We start from the raw sequence: 18,038 nt of genomic DNA, 5'->3' as shown, positions 1-18,038 counted from the left end.
ATAGATAAAGGTGCTGATATAAATGCTAAAGATGAATTTGGTAATTGGACAGCTTTGATGTTTGCTTCAGAGAATGGGCATTTGGAAGTAGTGAAATATTTGATAGATAAAGGTGCTGATATAAATGCTAAAAGTAATAATAATGTAACAGCTTTGATGGTGGCTTCTGAATATGGTTATTTAGAAATAGTGAAATATCTACTAGATAAAGGTGCTGATGTAAATGCTAAAGATAATGATAATAGAACAGCTTTGATATATGCTTCAGAGAATGGGTATTTGGAAGTAGTAAAATATTTGCTAGATAAAGGAGCTGATATAAATTTTAATGATAAAAAGGGTATAACTGCTTTTGGATATGCTATCAAATATAGTCGTTTAAAAGTAGCAGAATTTTTAAAATCAAAAGGGGCTAAATAATAAAATATATTTAAAATTTTGTTCTTTGACAATTTACTTTAATACTAGTATAATAAGCATACAACTATTTTTAAAGGCTGGTATGGAATATTCAGAGTATCTTGAAAAACTTAAAAAAGAAATTATCACTGTTGATAATATGAACAGAATAAATGACTGCTATATAAGGTATTTATTTTCAGAGAAAGGTAATGAGAGAATAATACTTAGTTTTATAAATTCTGTTATGAAAAATATGAATTTCAAAACTTTTGTAAAAGCTGAGATTCTTAATCCCTTTAACCTAAGCAAATATTTAGAATCTAAAGAGTCTGTGATGGATATAAGGTGTACCACTGACAGCGGAGAAGTTGTTATTATAGAGATACAGTCTCAGGGCAATATTGAGTTTATTTACAGGAGTTTGTTTTATTGGGCTAATGGTTATGCTGTTATGTTAAATAAGGGTGATAATTATAATAATTTATGTCCAGTAATAAGCATTAATATTTTGAATTTTAATTTGATGTATGATATAAATGATATTCATACTTGCTATGTTTTGAAAGAGATTAAACATAACAGAATACTTACTAATCATTGTCAGCTTCATTATATAGAGCTTCCTAAATTTAATTTTAATTCAAGTTATGATGAAGCAGAGAAGAAATTTTTATCTTGGTTAAAATTTTTTAAGGGGGATAAAATGGAAAATTTATTGAAAGAAGATACTATATTTGAAGAGGTAAAATTAAAATCCGAATCGTTTGTACATACTAATCCTTTAATAGACAGTTATAGAAGAAAAGAGGCTGATGAATATTTTAATAAAAGAATGCTTGATTATGAATTAGCAGAGGCTGAGAGAAAAGGCATATCAAAGGGTATAGAAAAAGGTATTGAAAAAGGTATCGAAAAAGAAAAATATGTTTTGGCTAAAAATATGAAGAATGAAAATCTTGATATAAATTTAATAAGCAAAATAACAGGTTTAAGTACCGAAGAAATTTTAAAATTGTAATTTTGTAATTAGTTATTATTTAGAACATGAAATTATTAGAGGCTGTTAAAAATAATGATTTTGAAAGAGTAAAATATTTAATATCATCTGGATATGATGTTAATACAGAAGATGATTATTATAAAACGCCTTTGATGTATGCTTCTGAAAATGGCTGTTTAGATATAGTAAAATATTTAATTGATAATAGAGCGGATATTAATATAAAAGATTACTATTACAAGACAGCTTTAACTTATGCTTCAAAAAATGGTCATTTTGATATAGTTAAACTGCTTATAGATAAAGGTTTAAAATTCAAAGACGACAGATATGCTTTGATGTATTCTTTAGAAAAAGGATATAAAAAAATAGCAAAGTATTTATTAGAAAAAGGATACGAAGCATCAAATGACCGACATGCATTAAGTTCTGCTGCCAAAAATGGTAATTTAGAATTGGTAAAACTGCTTATAGATAAAGGGGCAGAATTTAAAAATGATAGACATGCTTTAATGTATGCTTCTGAAAATGGTTATTTAGATATAGTTAGATATTTAATAGAATTAGGAACTGATGTTAATATGAGAGATTATTCCTACAGAACTGCCTTATTATATGCTTCTGGAAATGGACATTTGGATATAGTAAAATATTTAATTGAGAATGGAGCAGATATTAATATAATAGGTGATAAATACGCAGCTACAAGTTTAAGTAATGCCTCAAAAAACGGACATTTAGAAGTAGTAAAATATTTAATTGATAATGGGGCAGATGTGAAAAATGACAGGCATGCTTTTAAATATGCTTTAAAAAATAGTCATTTAGATGTAGCAGAATTATTAAAAGCCAATGGTGCTAAATAATTAAATATGCTTCTAAAAATATTTTTTTATGTTATAATATTTGGCAATAAAATTGAGGCGGTAAAGTGAAAAATAGTTTTATAGCTTTTATTAAAAGAAAAAATGAATCCATTCATACAACAGAAACTATATATATAGCTTCTATACTTACTTTGGTAGGCGGATTTGTAGATGCTTATACTTATGTTACCAGAGACGGAGTATTTGCTTATGCTCAGACTGGTAATATGATATTTTTTGCTATGCATTTGGCTAAAAAAGAGTTTGCTCTTACTATGCATTATTTGATACCTATTTGTGTTTTTATTATTGGAATTTGGACTGCTTTATATATTAAAAAAGTTTTGAATAAAAAAAAGTTAATGGAATTGGAATATGTTATTATATTAATGGCAGCTGTTATACTTTTTATAGTTGGTTTTATGCATAAAGGTATTTCAAACATTATAGTTGTAAGTGTTATATCATTTATGTCGGCAACTTTAATGATAACTTTTAATAAGGTTGAAGGACTTACTTATGTTACTAATATGTGTACTGGTAATTTAAAGTCAGCTTCAGATAATTTATTTAGATTTTTATTTAATAGAGATAAAGTAGGATTAAAGAACGGACTTATATATTTAACCATTCTTTTTTCATTTACTTTGGGAGCTTTTTTGGGCAGTTTTTTTACTAGGATATTTGGTATTAAATCTATATGGATTGCTTCAGGGTTATTATTTATTGTTGAGAGTTTGATGTTTTTTGATAATTAGAAAATAATATAAGGATATATTTATTATGGATAAAGATTATTATGCAATACTTAATGTTAATATATTTTCCAGTAATGAAAAAATAAAAAAATCTTACAGAGAATTGGCTATGAAATATCACCCAGACAGAAATGCTGGAGATGAGAAAGCTAATCGTATGTTTATAGATATAACAGAGGCTTATGAGGTTTTATCAGACAAAGAAAAGCGTATGCAGTATAATATTTTATATATAGCCTCCAATAAATATGTTGTTGGGGCTTTAGCTGCTGCAGGGCTTGGATTAGGTCTGATATTAAGCAGAAGAAAAAAATAATTTTAATTTAATACAGAGGATATAGTAAATGGCAGAAAAAAGAGATTATTATGAAGTATTAGGAGTGGCAAAGACTGCTACTAATGATGAAATAAAAAAAGCATATAGAAAATTAGCTATGCAGTATCACCCAGACAGAAACCCCGGAAATAAAGAGGCTGAAGAAAAGTTTAAAGAAGCTGCTGAAGCCTATGAGATATTATCTGATGAGAAAAAGCGTGCTCAATATGATCAGTTTGGTTTTCAAGGTGTTCATAGTGATTTTGCTGATGCTTACGGCAGAGGCGGTTTTGATTTCTCTCAGATGTTTGGAGGTTCTGGCGGATTTGGAGATTTAGACGATATATTCAGTTCATTTTTTGGAGGAGGATTTTCTGGAAGATCTTCAAGGTCTCAGAGAAGGGGAAATGATTTAAGACATGATATTACTCTTTCTTTGGAAGATGCTGTTTTTGGTAAGAAAATGGAAATCAAACTTGACAAAAATGATATATGTGATGTTTGTCATGGTACAGGAGCAGAGCCCGGAACTAAAACTCAGACTTGTCCTACCTGCGGAGGAAGCGGAGAAGTGAGAATGGCTCAGGGATTTTTCAGTGTAAGAAGAACCTGCAGTAAATGTAATGGAAGCGGTTCTATAGTAACTACTCCTTGTAAAAAATGTCATGGAACTGGAACTGTTAAGAAAAATAAAACTATATCTGTTAATATACCTAAGGGTATTGAGGATAGTACTCAGCTTAGAGTAAGCGGAGAGGGTGAAGCAATAGGCGGAGGAGTGGCAGGAGATTTGTATTTATATATACATGTAGCTCCTCATCAATATTTTGTTAGAGACGGTATAGATTTAATAACTGAAGTAGGAATTAATATAGTACAGGCTGCATTAGGAGCTGATATTTATATACAGACTTTGGATAAAAAGAAAGTTAAAATAAAAATACCTGCAGGTACTAATAGCGGTCAGGTATTTAAATTAAAAGGAAGCGGTGCTACTCATATAAATAGATCTGGAAGAGGCGATTTATTTGTAATAGTAAATATAGATGTTTCTTCAAAATTATCTTCAGAAGAAAAAAGATTATTTAATGAGCTTAAAAAAGTTATACCGAATAATGATGAACCTGCTTTAAGAAAACCTAGCAGAAATAATTGGTAAAATTTATAATAATTATTATTTAGGGGCTTTAAAAAAGTCCCTTTTTATTTGCATATTTTTAATGAATTAAATATTTTAAATATATTAATTTTAATGTTATAATTAACAATAAAAATAGGAAGTAAATATTATGAAGGGATTGGTTTATTTAGGTAATAAAAAAATAGATTTAAAAAAAATAGAAAATCCTAAAATATTAGATTTAAAAGATGCAGTAGTAAAAGTAACATTATCAAGCATATGTACAAGTGATTTGCATATAATTAACGGTGCTGTTCCTAGAGCAAAAGAAAATATTGTTCTTGGACATGAATTTGTAGGAGAGGTGATAGAAGTAGGCAAGGATGTAAAAAAAATAAAAATAGGCGATAGAGTGTCATGCAACTGCATTACTTTCTGCGGAGAATGCTATTACTGCAAAAATGGTTTTATAAATAATTGTGAAATAGGCGGCTGGAAAATAGGATGCCGTATTAATGGCTGTCAGGCTCAATATGTGAGAGTACCTTTTGCCGACACAGCATTAAATATACTTCCAGAAAATGTAACTTATGATAGGGCTTTGTTTGTAGGAGATATTTTAGCAAGCGGGTATTTTGGGGCAGAGCTTTCAGAAGTAAAAAATAATGATACTGCGGCTGTTATAGGAGCTGGACCTGTAGGACTTTGCTCTATGATATGTGCCAGAATATTTGGAGCAAAAAATATAATAGCTATGGATATAGATGAAAATAGATTAAATATAGCAAAAGAAAAAGGATTAGCAGACTTTTTTATAAATCCAAACAAAACAGAAAATATTGAAGAGTTTATAAAGGATATAAATAATGGAAGACTTGCTGATAATGTTATAGAGGCTGCTGGAGGAGATAATACATTTGAATTAGCTTGGAAAATTGCACGTCCTAATTCAGCAGCTGCTTTAGTTGCTATGTATGAAAAGCCTCAGATACTTCCGCTTAATATAATGTATGGAAAGAATTTAATATTTAAAACTGGGGGAGTTGATGCCGTTCATAGCGATGAAATATTAAAACTTATATCAGAAGATAAAATAAATACCGATTTTCTTATAACTCATAGAATAAAATTAGATAATATTCTAAAAGGATATGATATATTTGAAAGTAAAAAAGATAACTGCATGAAAATAGCTGTAGAATATGATTAATTTATACCTAAATAACTATAATTTTTTAAAGTTATTTTTTTAAATTTAAAATATTAGACTTGTTTCAAAAGTATTTGACAAGATTATATATAAAATTTTGATAATTTATAAATTATCAAAATAATGTTTTATATGTTGTATAACTTATTGTTTTAGTATATAAATATGCAGTCCTTTTGCTTCTTTGGGTCACCAAAAGAAGTGTGGTCTGGGGCAAAGCCCCAGTTATAAAAAGAAAAATACTAAAAATCAAAATAGTATAAATATTTCTTAATTTAGTTTTGAAACAAGTCTAATGTTTTACATGTTGTATAACTTATTATTTTAGTAAATATGCAGTCCTTCGCGATTATCTTTTAGTTTTTCCATTAGGGTTTTTTGAAGTTACATTTTTATGTACTGTTTTTTTAGCTGGCTTTAATTGTTTAAGCTGATTAATTTTCTCTCTTATCTCAATAGCTTTTTCAAATTCTAAACTGTCTGAAGCCCTTTTCATTTCTTTTTCTAATTCTTTTATATAGTCATCGCTTTGCTGTTTAGGATCGATTTTTACTCTTTCATTAAAGCGTCTGAAATCAAAATGAAGCTCATAAGAAGTTTCAACTTTCTCTTCTCTTTCTATAATATCCTGTATTTTTTTGATAATAGTTTTCGGAGTAATATTATGCTCTTTATTATACTCCATTTGTATTTTTCTTCTTCTTTCTGTTTCTTCTATTGCTACTTTCATAGCATCGCTTATACTGTCAGCAAACATTATAACTCTGCCGTTAGCATTTCTAGCAGCACGTCCTATAGTCTGTATTAGGGTAGTGGTATTTCTCAAAAAGCCTGTTTTGTCGGCATCAAGTATTAATATCAAAGATACTTCTGGTACATCAAGCCCCTCTCTCAAAAGGTTTATACCTACAAGTACATCAAAAGCTCCAAGTCTTAAATCTCTTATTATCTCTACGCGTTCAACAGTTTGAATATCTGAATGCAGATAACGTGTTCTAACTCCGTTTTCATTTAGATATTTTGTGAGGTCTTCAGCCATTTTTTTTGTAAGAGTTGTTATAAATATTCTTTCATTATTTGAAACAGTCTTTTTTATTTCTTCAAGTATTCTGTCAATTTGTCCGTCAATAGGATATACTTCTATAATAGGGTCAAGAAGTCCTGTAGGTCTGATTATCTGCTCTACAACCTGACTGCTTTTTTTAAGTTCATATTCTGCAGGAGTTGCACTTATATATATTGTGTCATTAGTAAGTTTTTCAAACTCTTCAAAAAATAAAGGTCTATTATCAAGTGCTGAAGGAAGTCTGAAACCGTACTTTACCAAAGTTTCTTTTCTGCTTCTGTCGCCGAAAAACATACCTCTAATCTGAGGCACGCTTACATGCGACTCATCTATAATAGTCAAAAAATCTTTTGGGAAATAATCTATTAAACAAGCAGGTCTGTCTCCTTCTTTACGTCCTGATAATGGGCGTGAATAATTTTCTATTCCAGCACAGTATCCAACCTCTCTAAGCATTTCCAAGTCATATTTAGTTCTTCCGTATATACGTTCTGCTTCTACTAATTTTCCTTCAGATTTGAACTTATTATACTGTTCTTCAAGTTCCTCTTCTATTAATTTGATGCCAGCAGCTAGTTTATCGCTTCCAGTAACAAAGTGCTTGGCTGGATATATTACAACTCTGTCTTGCTCAGCTATTTTTTGTCTTGTTACAGGATTAATTTTTACTATTTTTTCAACAGTATCTCCAAAAAACTCTATTCTTATAACCTCATCAGAATAAGCACTCATTATTTCTAGCGTATCGCCTATCACCTTAAATCTCGCACGCTCAAGTACATCTTTAACACGCTCATACTGAATAGAAACTAATTTTTCAATAATTTCATCTCTGTCATATTCACCGTCTTTTTCTATTGAAATATAGAGCTTTCTGTAATCTTCAGGAGAACCCAAACCGTATATGCATGAAACAGAAGCTACTATTATGACATCACGCCTTTCAAGAAGTGAAGTTGTTGCTTTAAGTCTTAATCTGTCAATTTCATCATTAACCGAAGCGTCTTTATCTATATACAAATCTTTAGCTGGAACATATGCTTCAGGCTGATAGTAGTCATAATATGAAACAAAATATTCTACAGCATTATTAGGGAAGAAATCTTTAAGCTCTCTATAAAGCTGAGCCGCCAAAGTTTTATTATGAGACATTACAAGAGTTGGTCTATTAGCTTTTTCTATAACATTGGCTATAGTAAAAGTTTTTCCGCTTGCTGTAACTCCCAAAAGAGTTTGATATTTATTTTTATTTTCAAGACCTTTTACCAGAGATTCTATTGCTGTTACTTGATCTCCTGAAGGTTTGAAGTTGGATTCTAATTTAAAATTCATGCATACTATTATACTATATTTTTAATAATTAGTAAATTAGCTAAATATTTTTTATTTTTTAATGAAATTCTGTGCATATGCAGTATGTACTATATAACATATTTTATATATTTAATAAAAATTAACAGTCCTAGTTAGTACAACTGTTTTATTATCAAAGTCAGTAACTTCAGCTTTGAAAGTATATTTTCCTCTTTTAGGGGTGAATACTCCTCCTCTGTAAAAATGAGAGTCCACTCCGTATACTTCTTCAAATCTATAATTCGGAGCTATATAATATACATTATCTCTTTTTATAAAGTATGTGAAGTCATAATCTCTTACAAGTTCATCATTCATATATATTTTTACTCTTTTTAGCCCCATAGGTATTCCGCCTAATAAGTCATAAGCCTTTACGAATAGTTTGATTTCTCCGTTATAGCTCATAGGCATTTTATCTTTTATTTGTATAAGTCTGTTTTCAGTTCTTAAATAAATACCATGAATTAAAGGAGGCTGAGAAGAACCTTTATCTATGTTAAGATATTCTAATGGGTCTACAACCAAACCTTCTTTCATATTTTCTATAGTAAGATGCAGATGTGCTCCTCCAGATCTTCCGCTGTTTCCAGTAAGAGCTATAACATCTTTTTCTGTTACTTTGGCATAAGATTTTTCTATAGTACCTGGTTCTATATGATAATAATAGCTTCTTAAATTATCAGGGTGCTCTATCATAACTACATTTCCAACTCCATAAAGCGGTCTTGTAGGGTCTTCGTCTTCATCAAGATAATAAACTATCTCACCATCTTTAACAGGATATATTTCCATTCTGCTGCCGCCGAAATCTACTCCGTTATGGAAATGATCTGTTCTAAACTCTCCGAATGTGCTTGTTATTCTTATTCTGTTCTCGTCGATAGGCACTCTTGCAAATAATAAAGATGATATTATAAATAATATTAATATATATTTTTTCATAGTTTAACTCTCTTATATGTATAAATCATTTTGTCGCTTACTATCATATATTCATTTTCTAAACTGGATATATCAAGATTATACACCCAGCCGTCTAAATATTTTTCAAAAACTATTTCTTTAGCATTATTATCATATATTAAAACTACGCTCTTAGCATCTTTTGATACACTCATAATTGTAGAATTAGTTTCACTGTTAAGTTTCATATTAACGGCATTCATCATATTATACTTTTCTAAATTAATCCTGTCAATTTCTTTACCTTTGTTTAAAGTGTATAGTATAATGTCTCTGTCAGCAAGCATAAAAGCAGTCATTGATTTTTCGCTTACATAACTTGATACATGGCGTCTTCTGTTTAAACCTGTTTCTAAATACCACATAGTGCTTCCGTTTGCATCATAGAGTGTCATATATTCTGGTCTTATTCCGCTTACTGACATAGCAAAACTTCCATATTCGCTTATAGCTACTGATTTTACTATATTTATCTCGCTTAATATTGTAGATATAGCGAATGATAGATTTCCGTTTCTGTTAATATATGCTATATCTCCGCTTGAAAAACCTGCTATATAATCTCCAGTATTAAGAGCGAAAGCTCCGTCAGTAATAATTTCTCCATATTGTATATGTCTGCTTAATGGGTTATTATTAAAATCAAACATCTGTATTTTTGAATTATCGCTTGAATGATATATTATTCTCTCAGCATAAGGAGCTATTTCTGGATAAATAGATGTATTTGTACGCCATATAATAATTCCCATATTATTATATGCATCTATATAGTTACCGTATCTTTTATATATTATAAAGTTTTGATTATTGGCTGTTGCTAATTCCCCTCTTGCTAAGTTGGTAGAGTATATCGTATCTCCATTAAAATCAAAATAATGTACTATGCCTTCTGGTTTTGTGAAAAAATTTTGTTTGAATATGCCGTCTATATTAAAATTATTATCATGTGAAGGAGGTTCTATAGACTGAGTTTCTTTATTCCAAACATTTACTGTATTATACTCTTCATTAAGTCTGTTAGTACCAAAGAAAAATATAAATAAAATCAATAAAATAACAGAACTTATTATAGTTAAATATCTAATAAAGAAAGGCTCTATTTTGTGTATATTTTCTAATTCTATTATTGATTTTTCTTTTAATTGCATATTTATATTGTATCTCTTAATATAATAATTTTTATTATTTTATTTGTGTCAGCACTTTTGTGTTGAAAGAAACAGGCTTTTCTAGTATGCTTAAAGGATCAAAAGTCATATTTCCAGCTCTCATTTCCCAATGACAATGCGGACCAGTTGACATTCCAGTAGAACCTATTAAACCTATAACTTCTCCTTTTTTTACATACTGTCCTTCTTTTGCTATTAATTTAGACATATGAAAGTATGAGCTATATACTCCTTCACCATGATCTATAACAACGCAGTTTCCTCTTACAAATAATTCTCTTGATACTCTTACAACTCCGTTATTGGCTGCTATTATAGGAGTACCATTTGTATTTGCTATATCAAAACCCTGATGATATCTTGCATAGTCTTTTGTGTATCCCCTGAAAGCTCCGAAACCTGAAGAGTATCTTCCTTGGGAAGGCATTATATATACTTTGTCGGCATAATTAGTAGGGGTGTAGCTTATATAAACATTGCCATTTAAAAGTTCTTTTTCTTCTCTTGATTTTTGAGGATTGCTTATAATATTTTTCATAGTAGAAGTAACGCCCGGTATTTGTTTTGGTTTTGGTGGAGGCGGAGTGAAATCAAGTTTTATATCTATAGCTACATTAAGAGTGGTTTTATCTTTTAATTCTATATTTGATACAAACTGATATTTTTCATCTTGAGCACCTACATATATTCCAAATATGCTTTTATATACTTTTAAATTTCTATCAGCATCTTTAACTTCAAAGAATTTAACTATAGGTCTTGCACTTCCAAGAAGTTTTGAGTTTTCTATTTTTATTTCATCTTTAGAGGTTATGAATATAGTTGATACTTTACCTGCATAAAAAGGAAATGGGTCTGCATATATTTTTATGTCTTTATCATAATCTTTAAAATCATCTAAAGAATCAAAGTTTTTATCTCTAATATATAAAGCACCATTAATAACTTGAGCATTAGAAGAAGTTATTTTTATTTTACTGTTTGGAGCTATATAATAATATTTATCATTTATATTTATTTGAGCAAAAGAGTCTTTTTTGGTTTCTAATATATCATTATTTTTAAGTTCAGGCATTTTATTTATAGTTTGACCGTCTCTCACTATTGATATATTATTTCCCAAATATTCAGCTTTGTGCTGAGAATATAAGCTAAAAGAAAAAATATAAAATGATAATATAATTGCTATTATATACTTCATAACTCCCCCTAATAATATTTTTTATATAATATATTTATTTTGATTATTATTTTTTAAATGATAATTGGTCTAGCTTTAATAAATGTTCTTTTATATCTCTGTTTGTAGGAGCTAGTTCAAATGCTTTTGTTAAATATTCTTTGGCATGAAGCAAATCATTTTTTTTAAGGAAAGCCCAGCCCAAAGAATCTAAATATGCTGGATTATTAGGATCTATTGATATGGCTTTTTTTATTTCTTCTATTCCTTCATCTATATTGGTTTCAGTATCTGCTAATATAAAACCTAAAGAGTTTCTTGCATTTGCACTTTTAGGGTCAAGATTTACCGCCTTTTTTAAATGCTCTATTGCTTTTCTAATATTTCCCTTTTTGTAGTATACATAACCCAAAGCAGCATGTATCTGAGTATTTTCTACCCCAGAAGATAATGCGTCCATAAGTTCAAATTCAGCTAGATCATACATCTCTTTTACTGCGTATATATATCCAACAATAATATGTGCCTGCATAAGTCTTAGAGGGTTATCCAAACGTCTCATTATTTTATCAAATACCTGAAGAGTATTATCATAATCCTGAATTTGGGCATAGGCTAATGCTAAATGATATCCAGACTCTACATCATTTTTCTCTGAAAATATTTTTTCTAATGAGTCAATAGCTTCTTTATAGTTTTCATTTCTAAAGAATTTTATACCGTCTTCTAATTTGCTTCTGCTAGAGCCTATACTCATATATACTCCTAATATATATTTGATTTTATCTATATTGTATATTTATAATTTAAAAATCTCAATATATTTTATATAAAACTTTAATAAAAAAATTATGTAAAGTTTTTATAAAAAATTAGACTAGGCTTTTGATTTCTGTATATAATTATAAAATATGCAATTTTGTAAAGTTTACAGCAATTTTGTAATTAAATAAAAAACTATATTTTTTTTATAACATATTGACTTTTTATTTGTTTTGATATATTATTACTAAATCCAAAATACGGCGGCGTCGCCAAGTGGTAAGGCAGGAGTCTGCAAAACTCTTATCATCGGTTCAAATCCGTTCGCCGCCTCATTTTTTAATTATGAATGAAGTTCGTATAAAAAAACTATATTTATTTCTTGTATGTTTTCTCATAGTAACTATTGCTATATTTTTTAGATTATTTAATCTTACAGTAAAAAATAGAAAATCGCTTACTTCTTTAGATGGTCTTGATAAACCCAGAGGAACTATATACGACTCTAAAATGCGTCCTCTTACAATTAATATCCCAGCTTATACAATATACCTTGATACAGAATCTGTTTCATTAGATGGAAATGAAAATACTGATATTAATGAAGCATACAGTCAAATTTTTAGTATTATTGGTATTACAAAAGAAAAATTTACTGATTTGATATCTACAAGAAGGAGAACTATAAGATTAGCTCAAAATATTAATTTGGACTCTTATAAAAAGATAAAAGAAATAAAAGACAAGTATACAGTAAAAAGTATTTATGGTATAGAAAGCTACAAAAGATTTTATCCGTATGAAGATGTTTTTGCACATGTGATAGGTTATATGAACAGAACTGAAACAGAAGGATATGCAGGACTTGAAGCTACTTATGAATCAATTTTATCATCAGAAAATGATAATCCAAAAGATATAGTATTAACATTAGATAGAGATATTCAAACTATAGTACGAAACGAAGTATTGAAAACTGTGGCAGAAAGATCTCCTCAGTCGGCTACAGTCATAGTATCAGATGTTAATACAGGTGCTGTTATAGCAAATTATTCTTATCCTTCTTTTGATCCTAATAATCCATTTATTTATGTTAATAATGAAAGAATGGATAGGAGTATAATGAGTACAATATATCCAGGCAGTACAATGAAAATATTTGCAGAACTTGCTGCTATAGAACAGGGTGTTGTAAATAGTGATGAAGTTTTTCATTGTAAAGGGTATTATGATTACAGCAGACAAACACGCATACATTGTGATTATCCGCATGGAGATGTGGCTTTTAATGATATATTAAAATACAGCTGCAATTATGCTATTGTTACTATAGCTGAGAGAATAGATAAGCAGTTTTTTTATGATTATTTAAAAAGATTTGGTTTCGGAGAGCCTACAGGAGTAGGACCTTATAAAAATGAGTGGAGCGGTATATATCACCCTTTAAATAAATGGCATAGATTTTCAAGAGGATATTTGGCTATAGGATATGATTTGAGTGTTACTCCTATGCAGATAGCAGCATCTTATCTTCCGCTTCTTAACGGAGGCTGGAAAGTACCTATGCATGTAGTTGATTCCATTTATGACGGAATAGAAAAAATAAGTGTTACAAACAGGCTTAAAAAGACTAGAATTATAGATGAACAGTATTCTCAAATAGCAAGAGTACTTCTTAGAAAAGGTGTTGAATCTGGTTCTACAGGATACAGGGCTAATCTTCTTAATATTGATGTTGTAGGCAAAACTGGTACTGCTATAACTGAAGTTTATAGAGACAATGAATCAGAAAAACCAGAAAAATATTATCAGTCTATATTTATCGGAGGTTTTCCTCTTGAAGACCCAAAAATATCAATACTAGTTCTGCTTGATGACCCTCAGGGAAAAGGTACGCAGTCAGCTGGAAGGGTAGCGGCTCCTTTATTTGCTAAAATTGCAAATCAGATAATACCTTATTTAGGGCTTGTTGACGGTGATATTTATACTATAAATACGAATGACTTTTTATCATTAGTGCCTCCTTCTAATAGCTATTACAGTGCCGCTAATAATATTATGCCGAATATAATGGGGCTTTCTTTAAGAGATGCTTTGAATAATATATCGTATATAGTATCAAATAATAATGCCAAAATAGCCATACAAGGTGAAGGATATGTTTATGATTATTCACCTCAGGCAGGATTTGAGATAACAAATAATTCTATAGTAAGACTGTTATTAAAAGCACCTATTGAGAATAAAGAGTAAAGATTTATTTAGGAGTTTATTTATGAGTAATATACTTAGTTTCGGAGAGCTTTTATACGATGTATATGATAATGTTTCTGTAATCGGAGGTGCTCCATTTAATTATTCTCTTCAGCTTTCTAGGCTTATGGGACATGATGACAGACTTAAATTTATAACGGCATTGGGTAATGATGATTATTCTAAAGATGCATTATCATTTATAAATAATGAAAATATAGACAAGTCATTGATACAGATATTAGATAATTATGAAACAGGTAAAGCTACAGTATTTCTTAATGAGAAAAAAGTTCCAGATTATATTATACATGAAAATGCAGCATGGGATAATATAGAATATAATAAAGATATAGAAAATGCTTTAAATGAAAATTATGATTTATTTTATTTTAATATACTCTCAGAAAGAAATGAAAAGTCATATACTACATTAAAAAAAATATTTCAAAATATTAAATCTAAATATAAAGTGTGCGATGTTACTTTTAGAAAAAATTATTACACAAAAGAAAAAATAAAAGAATCTTTAGAGTTTGTCAATATATTAAAAATTAATGATGATGAGCTTGCTGTAATAAAAGGGCTTTTTTATCCTTCATTAGAAAATGATAATGAAACTTTACTCAAAGCCATTAATAAAGATTTTAATATTGATTATATATTTCTTACACTTGGATCTAAAGGTGCTAGTGTATTTTATAATAATGACTATATATTTAAGCCTTCAAATAAGGTTAATGTTATTGATACAGTAGGGGCAGGGGATAGTTTTTGTGCTGCTTTAAGTTATGCTATACTAAGAGATTTGGATATAAAAAATGTATTAGAGTTTGCTTCTGATGTTTCTGAGGAGATGATTCAGGTAAAAGGCGGAACAGCTAGGTATGATATTAAAAAAGTAAAATCTAAATTTAATTTATAATAGACTTGTTTCAAAACTCAATTTCTTAATATTTATAGTTTTTTAATTTAATATTTTTTTAATTATAGTTGGGGCTTTGCCCCAAACCCCACTAAAACGATAATTTATATAACATATAAAACATTATTTTTATAATTGATAAATTATAAAATTTTATACATAATCTTGTCAAGTACTTTTGAAACAAGTCTAATAATTATAATTTATGTTCTTCCAGTATAATATTTAAATTTTTCTTTGGTGATAAATAGAAGTGAAGTAAAGCGTCCTGTGTACTTTTCATTTAATATAATATTATTTCTTATATCATCATAAAACTGCTGCAAATTATTCTGCATCATATTATCTATATAGCTTGACGGATATTTAGCAATGTAGTCATATAATTGTCTATTTATCAATAGAGTTATAAATTTTTTTGGAGGAGTATTATAAGCTAAAAGTCCTTTATATATTCTGATATTCTGATTTAACTGCATTTTTTCTTCTTGAGTTTGGGCTTTATCAAGTTTTTCTTCTAAATCGTTTAAAGTTGTTTGAATATTATATATATTATTGCTGTATATAGCTTTTCCTTCTTCAGTAAAAATATAATTAGCGTCTATATAAAAAACATATTCTTTATTATCAGAAGAGAGTAATTTATCAAATTTTTCTATTACTCTAAATTTTACATTCAAATTATAATCAAATGAGTTTTGAGGGTATAAAAAACTAAAATATGCCGTTATTATTAATAATGTAAAATAAATTTTCATATACTATTAATCGGCATTATTTTTTTATTATTTTGGTATTGAAGACAATAATTTAATAAAATCCCTGTCATTTGGAAATAATTTTAAAGCCTCTTCAGATATTGTATTAGCATTATTATATCTTCTTTCATTATACTCTGTAACAGCATAATTATAGTATGATACTTTTAAATTTCTTTTTAATACGCTTGCATCATCGCCTAAGTCAGATATTCCAATTTTGTATATTTGTATAGCATTAGGGTAGTCTTTTTGGCTTAAATAAGAAGTACCTATTGTATTATAATAATGTATTCTATTATTTTTAGTCATAGAACTTGAAGGATCAAATACATATGCTTCTTCCAAAGTTTTATATGCAACTTCATAATCATTTTTTTTAAGATAATCTAATGCCAATCTATTATAGGCATTAATTAAATTTTTATTGTATATTTCAGTGTTAGGCGATAAATAATATGCTTTTTTTGCCATAACAAGCTGTTTTTCCAAATCTTTCTCTATTTTTTTTAATGATATAGAGTTGGGATAAAGTGTTGCTATTAATGTGAATACATCTACTTCGTTTCTGTCTCTATAATTGCCTTGAGGAACAAAAGTAACTATTGTAGAATTTCCTGTATTTCTAATTTCTTTCTGACCTGGGTTAAATCCTCTTGATATAGTTGTTTCTATGTCTATTTTTCCTTGCTCAGTGTATACTGTACAGAAAGCATGACTTGATGTTAATACACCTGTAACCTTAAAACCAAATTCTCTGTATAATAAAGAATAGAGTATACTTGAACTTAAACAGTTATATTCACCTTTATATATTAAATCCTGAAATAGAGTAGAGGTTTCAAAATATTTTTTTAATACGCCGCTTGAATAAAGCCAATTTAATAATCTTTTACCAAATGCATAGGCTCCTTCTTCAGTATAATGAGAAAGATCTTTTTTAGCAAGATTTCTTATTTCATCTAATTTTCCTCTGTAAAATTTAAACTCTTCTTCATCAGTTATACCAGAAGCTATTATAAATCCATCATAATGAAGTTCTAAATCATTAGTTTCTCCATTATCAATTTTAGTAAAAAAATCGTATTCCAATTCTGTAAGTTCATTAGAATCAAACCTTATTTTATCAGACGGTTTTGCATATATGATAGAATATGTAAGAATAAAAAAAAGTAAAATAGTTTTTATACAGTGTTTCATTATAACCTCTATGTAATCTCTAGGAATATAAAAGTTATTATTTTATTATTCACTTAAATTATCAAGCTCATCTCTGTATTTTGCAGCATCTTCATATCTTTCTTCTTTTACTGCCTGATCCAATAATCTCTGCAGTTCTTCTTTATTTTTTTTGCTGTCTTTAGTATTTGTATTAATATTATTATATTCTTCAGGTTCTTTTTTTGTAAATATATTTTCGCTGCCTGTTTCTTTAAGATCTTCTCTGTCAAATCTTTGATATGTGAAAGGTATGCTGTCTTTCACTTTCATAAGGCTGTCATTATCTTCAAGTACAATACCAGCTTTATCTACAACATGCTCTTCTATAAATATTGGAGCTTTAGATTTTAGAGAGAGTGCTATTGCATCAGAAGGTCTGGAATCTATAAATATATTTTTTCCGTTATGTTCTATAACCAGTTTAGAAAAGAATGTATCTATATGTACATTGTCAATTATGACATTAATTAAACGTATACCGCAGTTTTGAAATATACTGCTTACAATGTCATGAGTGAGAGGTCTTTCAATTTTGTATCCTATAAGGCTTGCCATTATAGACTGAGCTTCTAAATATGCTATTGATATAGGAACAACTTTATCAGACTTTTCCGGCTTTAATATTACAACAAAACCTTTGTCAGTTATTGCTAAATTAAGTATTTTTGCTTCAACCACTTTTAAAACCTCTTTATTTTATATACTACCTA

17 protein-coding genes and 1 tRNA gene are annotated in these 18,038 nt (G+C 28.7%); 10 read left to right on the top strand and 8 right to left on the bottom strand.

The features are described from left to right. The 7 genes from Q1X91_RS04625 to Q1X91_RS04595 form a co-directional block, all read left to right on the top strand. Positions 1 to 420: ankyrin repeat domain-containing protein (locus Q1X91_RS04625; RefSeq protein ID WP_300753820.1), on the top strand; the 420-nt coding region annotated here is incomplete at its 5' end. 82 nt (positions 421 to 502) lie between these two features. Further along, positions 503 to 1,420 (top strand): Rpn family recombination-promoting nuclease/putative transposase, encoded by a 918-nt coding sequence (locus tag Q1X91_RS04620; RefSeq protein WP_300753818.1) that lies wholly within the window; start codon positions 503 to 505, stop codon positions 1,418 to 1,420. Between the two features lie 26 nt (positions 1,421 to 1,446). Beyond that, positions 1,447 to 2,268 carry an ankyrin repeat domain-containing protein gene (locus Q1X91_RS04615; RefSeq protein ID WP_300753816.1) on the top strand — a complete coding sequence of 274 codons (822 nt, stop codon included), beginning with the start codon at positions 1,447 to 1,449 and terminating at the stop codon, positions 2,266 to 2,268. Between the two features lie 65 nt (positions 2,269 to 2,333). Continuing rightward, a complete protein-coding gene (locus Q1X91_RS04610; RefSeq protein WP_300753814.1) occupies positions 2,334 to 3,026 on the top strand; it encodes a YoaK family protein in 693 nt (230 codons plus the stop codon). 25 nt (positions 3,027 to 3,051) lie between these two features. After that, positions 3,052 to 3,342, top strand: a complete 291-nt coding sequence (locus tag Q1X91_RS04605) for a DnaJ domain-containing protein (RefSeq protein WP_300753812.1) — start codon at positions 3,052 to 3,054, stop codon at positions 3,340 to 3,342. A gap of 28 nt (positions 3,343 to 3,370) precedes the next feature. After that, positions 3,371 to 4,501, top strand: a complete 1,131-nt coding sequence (gene dnaJ, locus Q1X91_RS04600; RefSeq protein ID WP_300753810.1) for a molecular chaperone DnaJ — start codon at positions 3,371 to 3,373, stop codon at positions 4,499 to 4,501. 130 nt (positions 4,502 to 4,631) lie between these two features. Continuing rightward, complete coding sequence (locus Q1X91_RS04595; protein ID WP_300753809.1) at positions 4,632 to 5,672, top strand: alcohol dehydrogenase; 1,041 nt, start codon at positions 4,632 to 4,634, stop codon at positions 5,670 to 5,672. Between the two features lie 349 nt (positions 5,673 to 6,021). Here the strand turns inward: Q1X91_RS04595 and uvrB are convergent, their stop codons facing one another. The 5 genes from uvrB to Q1X91_RS04570 all read right to left on the bottom strand — a co-directional run bounded on the left by uvrB (position 6,022) and on the right by Q1X91_RS04570 (position 12,166). Beyond that, entirely contained in the window at positions 6,022 to 8,070 is a 2,049-nt protein-coding gene (gene uvrB, locus Q1X91_RS04590; RefSeq protein ID WP_300753807.1) for an excinuclease ABC subunit UvrB, read from the bottom strand. A 111-nt stretch (positions 8,071 to 8,181) separates the two neighbouring features. Continuing rightward, positions 8,182 to 9,036, bottom strand: coding sequence for a M23 family metallopeptidase (locus tag Q1X91_RS04585; RefSeq protein ID WP_300753805.1), 855 nt, complete (start codon positions 9,034 to 9,036; stop codon positions 8,182 to 8,184). After that, complete coding sequence (locus Q1X91_RS04580; protein WP_300753803.1) at positions 9,033 to 10,208, bottom strand: hypothetical protein; 1,176 nt, start codon at positions 10,206 to 10,208, stop codon at positions 9,033 to 9,035. The genes Q1X91_RS04585 and Q1X91_RS04580 overlap by 4 nt, the downstream gene beginning before the upstream one ends. A gap of 34 nt (positions 10,209 to 10,242) precedes the next feature. Next, positions 10,243 to 11,430, bottom strand: coding sequence for a M23 family metallopeptidase (locus Q1X91_RS04575; protein ID WP_300753801.1), 1,188 nt, complete (start codon positions 11,428 to 11,430; stop codon positions 10,243 to 10,245). A gap of 46 nt (positions 11,431 to 11,476) precedes the next feature. Beyond that, positions 11,477 to 12,166 carry a tetratricopeptide repeat protein gene (locus Q1X91_RS04570; protein ID WP_300753799.1) on the bottom strand — a complete coding sequence of 230 codons (690 nt, stop codon included), beginning with the start codon at positions 12,164 to 12,166 and terminating at the stop codon, positions 11,477 to 11,479. Positions 12,167 to 12,433: 267 nt separating this feature from the next. Between Q1X91_RS04570 and Q1X91_RS04565 the strand changes: the two genes are divergently transcribed. The 3 genes from Q1X91_RS04565 to Q1X91_RS04555 all read left to right on the top strand — a co-directional run bounded on the left by Q1X91_RS04565 (position 12,434) and on the right by Q1X91_RS04555 (position 15,349). Continuing rightward, positions 12,434 to 12,504 (top strand) — tRNA-Cys (locus Q1X91_RS04565). Between the two features lie 12 nt (positions 12,505 to 12,516). Further along, on the top strand, positions 12,517 to 14,424 hold the full coding sequence (locus Q1X91_RS04560; RefSeq protein ID WP_300753798.1) for a penicillin-binding transpeptidase domain-containing protein: 1,908 nt from the start codon (positions 12,517 to 12,519) through the stop codon (positions 14,422 to 14,424). Between the two features lie 22 nt (positions 14,425 to 14,446). Further along, positions 14,447 to 15,349, top strand: coding sequence for a PfkB family carbohydrate kinase (locus Q1X91_RS04555; RefSeq protein ID WP_300753796.1), 903 nt, complete (start codon positions 14,447 to 14,449; stop codon positions 15,347 to 15,349). A gap of 203 nt (positions 15,350 to 15,552) precedes the next feature. Here the strand turns inward: Q1X91_RS04555 and Q1X91_RS04550 are convergent, their stop codons facing one another. The 3 genes from Q1X91_RS04550 to Q1X91_RS04540 are packed head-to-tail and all read right to left on the bottom strand — an operon-like array spanning position 15,553 to position 18,006. Beyond that, entirely contained in the window at positions 15,553 to 16,107 is a 555-nt protein-coding gene (locus Q1X91_RS04550) for a hypothetical protein (protein ID WP_300753794.1), read from the bottom strand. Positions 16,108 to 16,134: 27 nt separating this feature from the next. Then, entirely contained in the window at positions 16,135 to 17,307 is a 1,173-nt protein-coding gene (locus tag Q1X91_RS04545) for a hypothetical protein (protein WP_300753792.1), read from the bottom strand. 45 nt (positions 17,308 to 17,352) lie between these two features. Next, a complete protein-coding gene (locus Q1X91_RS04540) occupies positions 17,353 to 18,006 on the bottom strand; it encodes a bifunctional nuclease family protein (protein ID WP_300753790.1) in 654 nt (217 codons plus the stop codon). Positions 18,007 to 18,038: the final 32 nt, after the last annotated feature.

Source organism: uncultured Brachyspira sp., assembly GCF_949287625.1.
Taxonomy (GTDB): domain Bacteria; phylum Spirochaetota; class Brachyspiria; order Brachyspirales; family Brachyspiraceae; genus Brachyspira.
The sequence above is the reverse complement of the archived record's forward strand: the minus strand, read 5'-3'. Positions and strand labels throughout refer to the sequence as shown.